At 66.3% G+C, this 12345-nt stretch carries 12 protein-coding genes; 1 reads left to right on the top strand and 11 read right to left on the bottom strand.

What is annotated here, in order from left to right; genetic code table 11:
- Nucleotides 1–39: 39 nt before the first annotated feature.
- From C4S73_RS11475 to C4S73_RS11505, 7 genes are read right to left on the bottom strand one after another with little or no spacing between them, the layout of a single operon-like run.
- Nucleotides 40–1671, bottom strand: a complete 1632-nt coding sequence (locus tag C4S73_RS11475; RefSeq protein WP_103872634.1) for a complex I subunit 5 family protein — start codon at nucleotides 1669–1671, stop codon at nucleotides 40–42.
- Nucleotides 1668–3233: a complex I subunit 5 family protein gene (locus tag C4S73_RS11480; RefSeq protein WP_103872635.1), complete on the bottom strand. Its 1566-nt coding sequence runs from the start codon at nucleotides 3231–3233 to the stop codon at nucleotides 1668–1670. The genes C4S73_RS11475 and C4S73_RS11480 overlap by 4 nt, the downstream gene beginning before the upstream one ends.
- Nucleotides 3230–3577, bottom strand: a complete 348-nt coding sequence (locus tag C4S73_RS11485) for an NADH-quinone oxidoreductase subunit K (protein WP_103872636.1) — start codon at nucleotides 3575–3577, stop codon at nucleotides 3230–3232. Before C4S73_RS11485 ends, C4S73_RS11480 begins: the two co-directional genes overlap by 4 nt.
- Nucleotides 3577–4509: an MnhB domain-containing protein gene (locus C4S73_RS11490; protein WP_103872637.1), complete on the bottom strand. Its 933-nt coding sequence runs from the start codon at nucleotides 4507–4509 to the stop codon at nucleotides 3577–3579. Before C4S73_RS11490 ends, C4S73_RS11485 begins: the two co-directional genes overlap by 1 nt.
- Complete coding sequence (locus tag C4S73_RS11495; protein ID WP_103872638.1) at nucleotides 4506–4799, bottom strand: monovalent cation/H(+) antiporter subunit G; 294 nt, start codon at nucleotides 4797–4799, stop codon at nucleotides 4506–4508. The genes C4S73_RS11490 and C4S73_RS11495 overlap by 4 nt, the downstream gene beginning before the upstream one ends.
- Nucleotides 4796–5083: a monovalent cation/H+ antiporter complex subunit F gene (locus C4S73_RS11500; protein ID WP_103872639.1), complete on the bottom strand. Its 288-nt coding sequence runs from the start codon at nucleotides 5081–5083 to the stop codon at nucleotides 4796–4798. Before C4S73_RS11500 ends, C4S73_RS11495 begins: the two co-directional genes overlap by 4 nt.
- On the bottom strand, nucleotides 5076–5588 hold the full coding sequence (locus C4S73_RS11505) for a Na+/H+ antiporter subunit E (protein WP_103872640.1): 513 nt from the start codon (nucleotides 5586–5588) through the stop codon (nucleotides 5076–5078). The genes C4S73_RS11500 and C4S73_RS11505 overlap by 8 nt, the downstream gene beginning before the upstream one ends.
- Nucleotides 5589–6084: 496 nt before the next feature.
- Here C4S73_RS11505 and C4S73_RS11510 point away from each other — a divergent pair, with 496 nt between their 5' ends.
- A complete protein-coding gene (locus C4S73_RS11510; protein WP_103872641.1) occupies nucleotides 6085–7815 on the top strand; it encodes a metallophosphoesterase in 1731 nt (576 codons plus the stop codon).
- On the opposite strand, the gene C4S73_RS11515 is transcribed toward C4S73_RS11510, so the two are convergent.
- The 4 genes from C4S73_RS11515 to C4S73_RS11530 all read right to left on the bottom strand — a co-directional run bounded on the left by C4S73_RS11515 (nucleotide 7802) and on the right by C4S73_RS11530 (nucleotide 12318).
- Entirely contained in the window at nucleotides 7802–8884 is a 1083-nt protein-coding gene (locus C4S73_RS11515) for an AI-2E family transporter (protein ID WP_425290336.1), read from the bottom strand. The genes C4S73_RS11510 and C4S73_RS11515 overlap by 14 nt on opposite strands.
- 71 nt (nucleotides 8885–8955) lie before the next feature.
- Complete coding sequence (locus tag C4S73_RS11520; protein WP_244595582.1) at nucleotides 8956–9999, bottom strand: patatin-like phospholipase family protein; 1044 nt, start codon at nucleotides 9997–9999, stop codon at nucleotides 8956–8958.
- Between the two features lie 64 nt (nucleotides 10000–10063).
- Complete coding sequence (locus C4S73_RS11525) at nucleotides 10064–11695, bottom strand: bactofilin family protein (protein WP_244595561.1); 1632 nt, start codon at nucleotides 11693–11695, stop codon at nucleotides 10064–10066.
- A gap of 104 nt (nucleotides 11696–11799) precedes the next feature.
- The gene (locus tag C4S73_RS11530; RefSeq protein ID WP_103872644.1) at nucleotides 11800–12318 is read right to left on the bottom strand and encodes a DUF1269 domain-containing protein; all 519 of its coding nucleotides are present in this window, start codon (nucleotides 12316–12318) and stop codon (nucleotides 11800–11802) included.
- Nucleotides 12319–12345: the final 27 nt, after the last annotated feature.

The following is a 12345-nucleotide window of genomic DNA, read 5'->3' on the forward strand; positions in this document are numbered from 1 at the left end:
ACGTGCCATGTCCCGTATGAAGCGGTGCGTGTCGCATGGTCAGCGCCAAGCGATCAGCGACCCTGCCAGCGCAATCGCTATGCACAATAGCAGCAGCCCTGCGACCGGCCAGCGGCGTAAACCAGCGTCGAGGTGCTCGACACCGACACCGAGCCGGCGAACAGCCGGCCCGCATCGCTCCGCGAGGACGAGGATATCACCCTCTGGAATGCTGCCGGACACGGCCCGGAACCGCCTCAGCAGCAACATCGCGACGCCGCCCAGCGCCATCGGCCAGACCAGCTTCCAAATCGCATCCGGCTGCAGCGCGCTCAATGCGGGATCCCCGGAGACAGCGGGATAGAGCGACCATGGCACCACCAGCGCCGCGAGCGCGACGACGAGCCATGGCACGACCTCACTTGCCGGCGCCACAGTCTCCGCATTCCCCCTGGCATCACCAGCCACAGTCGCGATGAAATGCAGCATAAGGAGCGTGCTTCCCGCCGCCGCGACGGACATCGCCATGCCCAAAGCGCCATAGCCAAGCGTCGGTTTCGTGGCGAGCTTTGCCAGAGCGCCGCTCGTCAGCGGCAGGCCGCCCAGGCTGAGCGCGAGGATGGCCGTGAGCAGCAGCACCGGGCGCAGCCGCGCCCCGCCTGTCGCCGCGACGATGCCGACCGCGAGGAACAGGCCGCCTTTGACCAGGGTATGATGGACGCCATAATAGGCGACGAGATTGACCCCGCCGGGATCGCCCTCCCCCAGGGATATCCCCAGGAGAACGGCGAGCAATCCCATCTGGCTGACAGTGGAATAGGCGAGGATCGTCTTGGCGCGCAGCTGGGTGACACCGACGATCACGCCGTAATAGGCGGTCACGATGCCGACGAGCATGAGGACGGCGCCCCAACCCGGCAGGCCGGAGTCGAACGGCAGGAAGCGGATCAGCCCGATCACGCCGGCCTTGACCACGACGCCGCTGAGCACGGCCGAAGCCGGCATGGGCGCGGCCGGATGCGCGAGCGGCAGCCAGACATGGAGCGGCACGAGCCCCATCTTCAGAGCAAAGCCCAGGATCAGCAAGGCGACGATACCGTCCCGCATCGGAGACGAGGGCAGCTTGGCGACGACGTCGCGGATCAGCGGGTTGGCTTCGGGGCTGCCGGCGGCGAGCATCACGAAGGCGAGCAGGAGACAGGCCTCGCCGACCAGGGCCAGCACGACATAGACCGTCCCGGCATGCTGCGCGCGCGCCGTCTGTTCGTGTGCGATGAGCCCGAAAGCGGCAAGACTGACCAGCCCGTAGACCAGATAGAAGCTCGCAATATCCGCGACGACGAAGGTTCCGAGGCTCCCCGCCAGTGTCAGCAGCCACCAGATGGCGAAGCCCGCCGTCCGGGGTTTGCCGGCCATATAGGCCGCAGCAAAGGCGCCGGCCGCGCTCCACAGAAGGGCCGCTCCTCCGAGCAGCAGAGCGCCGGGCCGGTCCAGCGTCAGGGTCATCCGGAACGGCGCCGGAAAGAAGACGAGCGTTCCCTCCGGCGCCCACAGCGCCGCCATCAGTGCCGGAATCGGCGCGAGAACGAGCAGTGACAATGCGCGCGCTCGAAATGCCGAGATGACACAGAGAGCCGTCATCGCAAGCGGCAGGAGCAGTGTCGCAGCCACGAGCAGGCCGGCGGTGCTCATGGCGCCACCATCGCGCTGACGGCGGGTCGACCCAGCTGCAGGAATCCGAAAGGCTGCAGCGGCACGAAACCCACCCCGACCGCCGCCAGCGCCAGCACCAGCGCAACGGCTTCGAGCCGGCGCGGAATCGGCCGGCGCGCGACCAGCTCGACCGCCGGCGTCGCAAGCGCGCGGTCGACGATGCGGAAGACGTAGCCACCTGCCAGCAACCCGCCTGCCAGGATCGTCGCGGCAAGCCAGGGATGGCCGCCGGTGACGGCGGCCGTGAGCAGCAGGCATTTGGCGATGAAACCGCCGCTGGGTGGCAGACCCATCAGCGACAGCCCCGCCAGCCCGAAAGCCAGCGCGCTGATCGGGAGAATGCGTCCGAAGCCGCCGAGATCGGAGATGCGGTCGTGACCGAAAGCCTCGGCAACGGCGCCGGCGGCCATGAACATGGCAGCCTTGGCCAGCGCATGCGACACCAGCTGAAGCGCCCCGCCAGTCCAGGCGATGGTGCCCCAGGCCGGCAGTGTCTCGGTGCCCGCCGCAAGCGGAAAGACGATGAAGAGGTAGCCGATCTGCGCCACCGTCGAATAGGCGATCATGAGCTTAAGGCGCTGCTGCCGGAACGCCATGACGCTGCAGAACAGAATTGACGAGGCCCCGAGGACCGCCAGGATCTGCCCGATAAGGATCTGCCCGATAAATATCTGCCCGGCCAGCGGACCTGCCGAGGACGGAGCGACATCCAGCACCAGGCGCAGGATCAGAAAGACCGGCGCCTTGATCACCAGCGCCGACAGCACCGCACTCGCGGCCGCAGGAGCTCCGGCATGGGCCGGCGGCAGCCAGAGGTGGAGCGGGAACAGGGCCGCTTTGGCGAGAAGGCCAGCGATCATCAACCCCAGCGCCACGGTGACAGCCGGAGCGCCCCCGTCGAGGCGCGACAGGCTATGGATGTCGAGCGCCCCGAACACGCCATAGAGAAGCGCCGCCCCAAGCAGATAGAGCAGCGAGCCCAGCAGCGCGAACATGAGATAGCGCAACGCGGCGGCGATCGTCTCGGCGCGGCCATCGAGGCAGACGAGCGGCACGGCGGCGAAGGTCAGCAGTTCCAAGGCTACATAAAGCGTGAACAGATCCTCGCCGACGAAGATCGCGTTCAGCGCGCTCCAGATCGCCATCAGCAGCGGCCAGAATGTCGTGGCGGCCCGGCCATCCTGCGTTTCGGGCTCCAGACATTGATGAAAACGGGCGAAAAGGCCGGTGGCGCAGATCACGACGGCGGTCATCGCCAGCATCGCGGCGGACAGCCCGTCGGCACGCAGGGCGAGCCCCAGCGGCGGCTGCCAGCCTCCCACGACGTAAGCGAGCGCCATGCCGGTCCCGACCAGCTCGGCAACGATGACGAGCGCGACCGCCAGCCCCGCAGCCATGACTGCAAAGGCGATGCGCGCGACATGGCGCGGAGGGACCAGCAGCATCGCCAGCACGGCCACCGCCGGCAGGATGATCGCGAGGACCAGAAGATAGCCGCCGGATGTCGTCACATAGAAGGGAGCATTGGCGAGCGCGCTCATGTCTCGCTCCCCGGCCGGCCTTCCGGCGCCGGAGGCTCGAGCGTCGCGCGCCCCGTCAGATCGAACAGGCGCTGCAGCATGGCAACCGCAAGCGCGGTCGCCGAAAAGGCGACGACGATGCCGGTGATCACCATCGCCTGAGGCACCGGATCGCCCTCGAAACCCGCCCCCGCTCCCCGTCGCGCAACCGCGCCGAAGATCAGGAAAATGCCGGCGCCCAGGATATTGAACCCGACGATCCGCCGTAGCAGGCCGGGATGCACAATCACAGTGAACAGGCCGATGCCGACGAGCGCAGCACCGCACAGACCAAACAGCGTGGCGGGGTTGGAGATGGACGACATCACGAGGTCGGCGCCCTCTTCGATGGCCCCGAAACGAGCATGCCCAGCGTCACGGCGATGGAGAGCGTCAGCGCCGCCTCGATGCCGAGGATGATCGGCTTGGCCGCGCCTGCGGGATAGGCGAGGAAGCCGCCCGCCATGGCAAATCCGAGAAAGCCGACGGCGAGGAAGACTGCCGGACCGACAATCAGGAGGAGCCGCAGCGTGACCCGCCTGGTATCGGGCGCAGCCCGCAAGCCCGCGAGCATGACGAGCAGCCACATGGCGGCGAGGATCGTGCCGGCCTGGAAGGTGCCGCCGGGCGCGTCGGCACCCACCCAGAACATGTAGACGGCAATGAGCACGCCGAAGGGTGGCAGTACGCGCGCAAGATAGCTCAACGGCTCGGGAACCACGGCCGGGCGCAGCTCCGGGGCACCGCCCCAGAGATGGTCCGGGGCAAGCGACCATACGCCCACAAGCGCCAGGATCAGGACGACCTTCTCCAACAGCGTATCGAGCGCGCGATAGGCAAGCAGCACCGCCGTCACCGGGTTTTCCAGGCCGGTCGCGTCAAGCGCCGCTGCGGCGGCAGGCGCCTGCGTCGGCGGCGGCGAGGGAAGATTGAGTATGACGAAAGCCAGCCCTGCCGTGACCGCTATGCAGAGCACGGCAGCGGCAGCGATCGTGATGGGACGCGCGGTCCGGTCCGGAGCGCTGCTGTCACGCGTATGCGCCTCGACCCGGAGCAGCAGGAGCCCGGTCACGCCGCCCCCGATCGCCGCCTCGGTCAAGGCCACATCGATCGAGGCAAGACGCACCCAGCCCAGCCCGAGCAGGAACCCGAATGCGATGAACCCGACGATGGCGCCTTGGTCGTCTCGCGCCCTGGCAACATGCAGCGCAAGCGCGAGCAGCCCGGCGACGAGCACGACATCGAGCAGCGCATTCATGCGCGCGGCCGACGATTGCGGGCGACACCCGCGATCAGCTGGCTCGCCGTCGCCGCCGAAAGCTGCGCGAGCAACCAGACGCAGGCCAGTTTCAGCCCCGCCGAAACACTCGTCGCATGGGGCAGCAGACCGATCACGATCAGGCCCAGACCAAGATTATCCGCCTTGCTGAGCGCGTGAAGGCGGCTCAGCGTATCGGGGAAGCGCAGCAGGCCCAGCGTGCCCGCCAGAAAGAAAATCGCGCCGCTGCCGACCGCAAGCACGGTGAAGGCGTCTACAAAGCCGGTCATGGCTTTTCCTCCGCACGCTCGGTCGCAGTCGCTGAAGACGACTGCCCAAGCGTGAAGGCCGCGCAGGAAAAAGCGGAGAGCAGCATGAGCAGCAGGGCGACATCGGTCAGCGCGTCCGAAGCCGTTGCCGTCCCGAGCAGCAGGATGACGGCAGCACCACCAGTGCCAAGCAGCTGAACCGCCATCATCCGCTCGACCGCGACCTGCGAGCGCAGCACCCTGAACAGGCCAAGCCCCGTCACGACAAGAATGAATACTGCCGCCCCGGTCAGAAAATCAGGCATTGCGCATCCCGTCTCGCAGCATCCCCGTAAAGGCCGCCTCATCCGCCGCCATCGGCCCGGCCGCAGCCTGCCGGACATCGAGGCAGTGGACTTCGATCGTGCCATCCCGCGCCACCGCAACCGGCAGCTTCCCAGGCTGGAGGCTCATCACGGCACAGAGGCCGCCCCTGGCCATGCCGGGCGGCAGCGCAGTTCGATGGGTCGCGAAGCCCGGTTCCAGATCGAGGCTGGGCTTGAAGGCGTGCCGCGCGACATCCACGCCAGCCGCGACCGACTGGGGCAGGAAACGCAGGACGAAGCGCCCGACGCCGACCACCGACACATCACTGTCCGACGGCCAGAGCGCCGTGCTTGCCCAGGTGGCAGCCGCAGCCGCGACCATGCCCAGGGGGAGGTCTTTGAGCGACGGACCCATCAGGACGATCCAGAGCACCAGAAAGCCGGCCGCCCGGACAAGAAGCGCAAACAGTGCAGTCCGATCTCTTGCTCCGGTGACCGCGTTCATCTTGATCCATCATCGACAGGGCGTTGAGGAGACCCAGGAGCCGGCGGCCTCGATAGAGAAACGTCACGCTCGTCAGGGCCAATGAGCAGCCCGGAATTCCTGCCTGCCTCCCGGACGGGCAGGGCTTTCAGGATTATAAACTCGAATATACGCTGGAGCGTGCCCAGATAATCGAACAGCGAATAGATTTATTCGCCAATCATATCTTGTATACCCAAGCAAAGGGTAGCATCTGCCCTGATTGGGGGCATCAGCCTCATGTCTCACTTCTGTGCCCGGTGTCCCATTTTCCGGATTTGTCCAAAGGCAGCCCGAAGAAGCGATTGCAGCTTTCGCCCTGCTCTGCGCCAGATCGTCCGCAAGGCCTCCGGGCCGGTACTGGCGCAAGGCCATCTCCAGATCGGCCCCGCCGCCCGAACACTGCTCTGAAGGTCAAGGCGATGAGAGTTCGAGATCCAGAGGCGCGTATCGCGGCGACTTGCGGCAGTCGCGCCCGATGAAGATGATCATCGAGCCCAAGGCCGGCGACGCGGAAGACGATGCCAGCAGCACCAAGAAGCGATCGCTCCTGGCGATCGCGGGGACGCTGCTGGGCGAAATCAACCTTCCCAAGCTCGCTTTATCCTGGATCATCCTCGCCCTCGTTCCAGCCGTGCTGCTCGGCCTCGCGCCGCTGGTCGCCACCGCCTGGTTCTCGACGATGTCGGACCGGATCGTGGCGCTGGCGGGCATCGGACCGCTCATCATCCTCGCTGTGCTCGCTGCCGCCAGCTGGTATGGTTTCAGGCCGCTCCTGCGCGCCGCCGAACTGAGTTTCTGGTCGCTGAACTCGCTTGTCGTACAGCCTGGCTACACCCTGTGCCGCGAAGGCCTGCGCCATCTCGCGGAACGCTTTCTCGGCCTTGAAACAAGCGAGGACAGGCGCGCGCGCGTTCGCGCGGCAACAGCTCTGGGCGCGGGCCTCGGCGCCTGCGCCGCCGCCGCCGGCATGGCGTTGATAGCCTGGCCCGCTACACGCTGGTCGGGCGAGATCGCGGACCTCGCCCAGCCCCTGCGGCTGGTCGTTCCCGCTCTGGCCAACACGCTCGTGCTGATGGGCGCCTATCTGGCGGCCGCCTCGCTGGTCTGGGGTCTGGCCGATGCGACGATGGACCAGCCGCGCGACATCGTCGACTTCGACGAAGCTCCCCGATCGGCCCGGCGCTGGCGGGTCGCGCATCTCTCCGACGTCCATGCCGTCGGCGAGCGCTACGGTTTCCGCATCGAAAGCGGCCGCGCCGGCCCGCGCGGCAATGAACGCTTTGCCCGCGTGCTCGAAAGGCTCGACGCGATCCATGCGAACGACCCGCTGGATTTCGTGCTGATCACCGGCGACATGACCGATGCAGGCCGATCTTCAGAATGGGCGGAATTCCTCGAAGCCATCGCGGGATATCCCGCTCTGGCGCAGCGGACCTTCATCATTCCCGGCAATCACGACGTGAACATCGTCGACCGCGCCAATCCGGCCCGCATGGAACTGCCGGCGAGCCCGGGCAAGCGGCTGCGCCAGATGCGCACCCTGTCCGCCATGACAGCGCTTCAGGGCGATCAGGTTCGCATCGTCGACAAGCCCAAGGCGCAGCTGGGTCCCAGCCTGTCGCAGATGCTGCAGCCCCATGCAGAGGCCATCGCGGCCTTCGCCGATATCGGGAGCCGACGAAGTTCGTCCAGCCTGTCCCGCCTATGGGACGATGCATTCCCGATGATACTGCCGCCGTCCGAGGTGGACGGGCTCGGTCTCGTGCTCCTCAACTCGAATGCCGAGACGAACTTCTCCTTCACCAACGCGCTCGGACTGGTCTCCGAGGAAGACATGCGCGCCGTACTCGCCATTCTCCCGCAATTTCCCGGGGCGAAGTGGATCATCGCGCTTCATCATCATCCGGTGGAATACCCGATGCCGGCAAAAGCGTTCTCCGAGCGCATCGGCACCGCGCTGATCAATGGCAGCCGGTTCGTGCGCCTGCTCAAGCCGCTCTCCAGCCGGATCGTGGCGATGCACGGGCACCGCCACATCGACTGGATCGGGCGTTGCGGCCAGCTGAAGATCATCTCGGCCCCCTCGCCGGTCATGGAGGCGACGGATGACGAGCCGACCGGCTTCTACATCCACACGCTGGCGCCGGCGGCCGATGGCGGCCTTGCGCTGTTGAAACCAGAGCACATCGAGATCATGCCGGGCTGACCGGATCCGTCACGCCTTGCTGACCTTGCGCCGGTTGCCCGTCCTTGCCTGGCGAGCCGAACAGCTCGGCGACCCAAAGGCTCGATGGATGCTGTGCGCAGAAGGTCAGCAGGGCGATGGTGATGGGCACGCCGATGAACGCGCCGAATACGCCCCACAGATAGGTCCAGAAGAACACCGAGAACAGCACCATCGCGGGTGAGATCGAGAGCGCGCTGCCCGCAACGCGCGGCTCGATATAGCTGCCGACGATGAACTGGATCAGGTTGAGGCAGGCGAAGACTGCGATCACCGCCTGCCAGGATTCGAACTGCGCCATCGCGAACACCGTCGGGAACACGGTCGCGATCAGCGGCCCCATGAAGGGAATGTAGTTCAGCAGGAAGGCGATGAAGCCCCATTCCGCCGCGAGCTGAAGACCGACGAGCTTGGCGAAGCCCCAGACGAGCAGGCCGGTCATCACGCTCATCAACGTCCTGACCAGCATGTAGCGGCGGATCTTGGTGGCGGTGGAGGTGCTGCCGTCGAGAAGGACCCGGCCGACGTCGCGATTGCCCATGCCGCGCACCTTCTTGCCGAAATCATCGACCTCCAGCAGCCCAAGGATCACATAGACCAGCACCACCAGCCAGAAGCTCATCGTGCTGTTCAGGCGCCCGCTGATGGTCTGCGCCGTGCGCAACATCCAGTTGACGTTGAAGTTCTCGGACCAGACGCCCGCGACCGCGATGCCATGCCCTTCGAGCCAGACAGTTGTCTGGTCGTAGAAGTGCTGGAATCGGGCGGCATCGCTGACGATCCACCGGCCGACCCGGCCGAATGCCCAGACGATCAGCGATCCGAAGGCGACGAAGGTGACGACCATGACCACGACGCTGATCGCCAGCGCCAGCATCGCCGGCAGGACCGCCTTCAGACGCTTCTGCAACGGCCAGACGAGCGCGATGATGAAAAGCGCGAACGCAACCGGCGCGAAGACGGAACTGGCTACCGACAAGGCGGCTATCGCGAGGATCATCGCGATCAGAACCTGCGCGCTCTGATAGATTTTACCGCTTGTCATGCTCATTCCTGGTGACGCTGTTTCGAGAGGGTGCCGGCGGGGGACGCGGTCCGGCAGCCGGCTGTGGCGATCGGGTGTCAGATACCTTCGGTGAGTTCGTCGAGGTCGAGCGTCGACCTCTTGCCGATATCATCCTTGTGCTCACGATAGAACGCCTCGGCCGAGCGTCGCCCTTCCTCGCGAAGCATGGTCAGGAAGTCCCACTCGGCATTGAGCTTCGAGGAATAGCCGAGCTCCGCCATCGCATCGCTGGTGATCCGGTGAATGCGCATGCCGGCCCAGCGGGCGCCCTCCCCACTCTCGGGATTGGCCTTCTGGCGCAGCAGCGCCATCATCCGGAGCTCCTTGAGCAGCACGGCATTGAACGAGACCTCGTTGAGCCGGTTGAGGATGTCTCGTGCCGTACGCGGTGTCTCGGGACGCTCGACCGGGTTGATCTGAACCAGGATCGTGTCGAGCGCGTCGCTGTCACGGATCAGCGGTGTCATCGTCGGATTGCCGGAATAGCCGCCGTCCCAATAGCTCTCGCCGTCGATCTCGACCGCCTGGAACAGCGTCGGCAAGCAGGCCGACGCCAAAAGCGCGTCGGGCGTGATCTCGGCGTTCCGGAACACGCGTCCTCTGCCGGTGCGCACATTGGTCGCGGTGACGAAGAGCTTGATCGGGCTGGCGCCGAGGCTGCCGAAATCGATGACATCGGCGAGGATATCAGCCAGGGGATTCGCGCCGCCCGGGTTCAAGCTGTAGGGCGACACGACCCTCGACATCAGGTCCATCGCCACGAATAGCGGCGAGTTGTCGAGCGTCCAGCGGCCGAGCAGCACATCGAGCGGGCTGCGCTGGAACGGGCTGAACTGAGCGGCTTCCGAGACCTTGCGCCAGAAAATCTCCAACGCCTGACGTGCGCCCTCGCGCCCGGCCTGGGCGTATCCCGAGGCCAGCACGGCAGCATTCATCGCCCCCGCCGAGGTGCCCGAAATCGCGTTGATGGTCAGCCAGTCCTCCTCGAGCACCCGGTCAAGGACGCCCCATGTGAAGGCGCCATGCGCGCCGCCACCCTGCAAGGCAAGGTCGATGCTCAGCGATGACCGCTTCTCGCGCTCCCGGCTGACTCCAGCGATGTCGGCAGGCGAAGCGGGCTTTGTCACGGCATCCTCACTTTGCTGTTCTGGAAAGTCTGCTGGGTCATGGCGACTTCACGAGCCCCGAAAAGCCGGCAACCGCCAGCAGGCTCAATGCCCAGCCCACGATCGACTGGAAATAGAAATAGCCGAGCGCGAGCTCACCGCCGGGCTCGGTTGGATTGGGACGCCAGAAGGCTTTCTGACCCATGTCGAGCACCGGCAGCAACGTGTCGAGCGAATACATCCACGGATTGAACTCCGGATAGCTCGACGCCTCCCACTGCTGCCGGAAGCAGGCAAGCTGCGTCTGTCCCCCTGTGGCCAGTCCCGATGCCGCCTGGCGATTGGCAACGAGGACGCGCTCCTCGGACCTGTCGAGCCCGCACAGCGTCCATTCCGGCGCGCGCAGGACGACGGCACTGTTGGGCTTGAAGGCGCCCTGGCGTTCGGCATGCGCGAACACCGCGACGCCGGCGCCCCAGAACAGGATCAGCCAGACGAAGGCAAGCAACGGCTGGCGGCCATAGGCGAGCGTGATCGCCAGGACGCCGTCCAGCGCGGTCAGGGCCGCGCGCCACACCGGGTTCTTCGCCCGCGCGCGGCGCGCCCGCCTTTGCAACCGTTCCTTGACGATCAGGACCGCGCGGGCATCCTCGCCATGCCCCATCTCGCGAAAGACGGATGCGAGCTGCTCGTAGGGCTGTGGCCAGAAATCCTCGCCCCAACGCGCCGGCGTCTGCCGGGCCAGCCAGTCGAGCCGGCTCTCGGCGTCGACGGGGGCGTCGATGAAGGCCCCATAGCGACAACGGTTCAGCAGCAGATCGCCGAGTTTAGGCCAGCAGGACGCATCGTCGTGGATGGTGCCGATCGAGGCGCCCGTCATCGCCAACGTGCCGTTCACCTGAGCCTCGCGGCGCAGGAAGAATGCTCCCTTGATCACGGTGCGGCTGATCTCCAGCGCGTGCTGGCCGGGATTGCCGAGAACGGCGCCGCTGCAATCCATATCGCCGTTGATCAGCGAAGCCACCATGCGCACTTCACCGTCGACCCGCGCGCTGCGCAGCACGGCGCTGCCGCGAATGTCGATCTCGCTGGCATCGATCGCGACGCCTTCGGGGCTCGTGACGGTCGCGCCCGCGCAGTCGAAATCAGCCGCCAGCTGGGCACCCGACACATTGATTCCGCCGCGGAGATGGGCACCCCGCGCCAGCAGATTTCGCACCTCGATCCCCTGCGCAGTCAGGGCAAAGCCGCGCGTGGTGCGGATCGTCGCTCCGTCGCATTCGAGATTGCCTCCGAGGCGCGACTGGGACAGGTTGACCTCGCCATTGACCTGCGCGCCGCGCAGATAGACGCCGCCGCGCGCCTCCAGCCGCTCCGCCTGAAGCCCGGGAAATGACGAACCATCGAGAAACAACCGGTTGATGATCGCCGCCCTCAGGATAGGCGCGGCTTCGAAATGGCAATCGTTCAGGCCGATGTCGCGGTAGACACGGCAGGCCTCCAGATCGAGCACCTCCGTAATCCACGCACCACTGACCCTGACGCCCTTCTCATGCGGCCGGCAGCCCTGCTCTCCCCCGAGCATGAGGAATCGCAGGAACGGCGCGCGGATCGCCCGTGCGGGATCCGCGCTTTCCGGTCGCGAGCCATCTCCGAGACGGTCGAAAGTGCCGGTGAGCAGGCGAGCCACGACCTCCTCCTCAGCCGGCAGGAGCGGGCGGAAGTCATCCAGTCGGGCAGCGCCGACCGGCCAGTACGGAGGCTCGCCTCCGGATGACGCCGCCCACCCTTCGGTCATGTCGTCGCCGGGGACGCCTCGACGGTGCCCGCGGACACTGCGAGTGCCTCGCGCAGCGCGGCTTCCTTCGTCTCGTCGAACGAGGTCGACATCAGGACCCCGCCGACGCCCTTGAGATCGGCGAGGACCTTGTCGGTCGTCATCTTGCGGATCAGGAGGAAGAGCCCCGCCGTATTCGGCTGCAGCGCGCTGGCGGCATCCTTCATGAACTGGTCGTTGATGCCGACATCGCTGAGCTTGCCGCCAAGCGCGCCCGAAGCCGCGCCGAGCGCCGTTCCCAGAAGCGGCATCATGAAGATGAACCCGACCAAAGTACCCCACAGGGCGCCCGAGGCCGCACCCGCACTTGTCAGGTTCATCAGCTGGTTGAGCTTGATGCGCCCGGCCTCGTCCTTGACCACGACGACCGCGTCGCCCAGTTCGATGAGGTACTCACGCTGCAGCGAAAGCACCTTCTGGCGAACCTCCTCGGCTTTCTGCTCGGTCGGGAAGGCGATGAAGACCAGATCACTCATGGGAAAACTCCGTTGCTTGGGGGGTAA

This window comes from Allobosea lathyri (genome assembly GCF_900108245.1).
Taxonomy (GTDB): domain Bacteria; phylum Pseudomonadota; class Alphaproteobacteria; order Rhizobiales; family Beijerinckiaceae; genus Allobosea; species Allobosea lathyri.

Coding starts and splice junctions, on each gene's coding strand:
- C4S73_RS11475 (WP_103872634.1), bottom strand. CDS start 1,671: ATGAGCACCGCCGGCCTGCTCGTGGCTGCGACACTGCTCCTGCCGCTT.
- C4S73_RS11480 (WP_103872635.1), bottom strand. CDS start 3,233: ATGAGCGCGCTCGCCAATGCTCCCTTCTATGTGACGACATCCGGCGGC.
- C4S73_RS11485 (WP_103872636.1), bottom strand. CDS start 3,577: ATGTCGTCCATCTCCAACCCCGCCACGCTGTTTGGTCTGTGCGGTGCT.
- C4S73_RS11490 (WP_103872637.1), bottom strand. CDS start 4,509: ATGAATGCGCTGCTCGATGTCGTGCTCGTCGCCGGGCTGCTCGCGCTT.
- C4S73_RS11495 (WP_103872638.1), bottom strand. CDS start 4,799: ATGACCGGCTTTGTAGACGCCTTCACCGTGCTTGCGGTCGGCAGCGGC.
- C4S73_RS11500 (WP_103872639.1), bottom strand. CDS start 5,083: ATGCCTGATTTTCTGACCGGGGCGGCAGTATTCATTCTTGTCGTGACG.
- C4S73_RS11505 (WP_103872640.1), bottom strand. CDS start 5,588: ATGAACGCGGTCACCGGAGCAAGAGATCGGACTGCACTGTTTGCGCTT.
- C4S73_RS11510 (WP_103872641.1), top strand. CDS start 6,085: ATGAAGATGATCATCGAGCCCAAGGCCGGCGACGCGGAAGACGATGCC.
- C4S73_RS11515 (WP_425290336.1), bottom strand. CDS start 8,884: ATGAGCATGACAAGCGGTAAAATCTATCAGAGCGCGCAGGTTCTGATC.
- C4S73_RS11530 (WP_103872644.1), bottom strand. CDS start 12,318: ATGAGTGATCTGGTCTTCATCGCCTTCCCGACCGAGCAGAAAGCCGAG.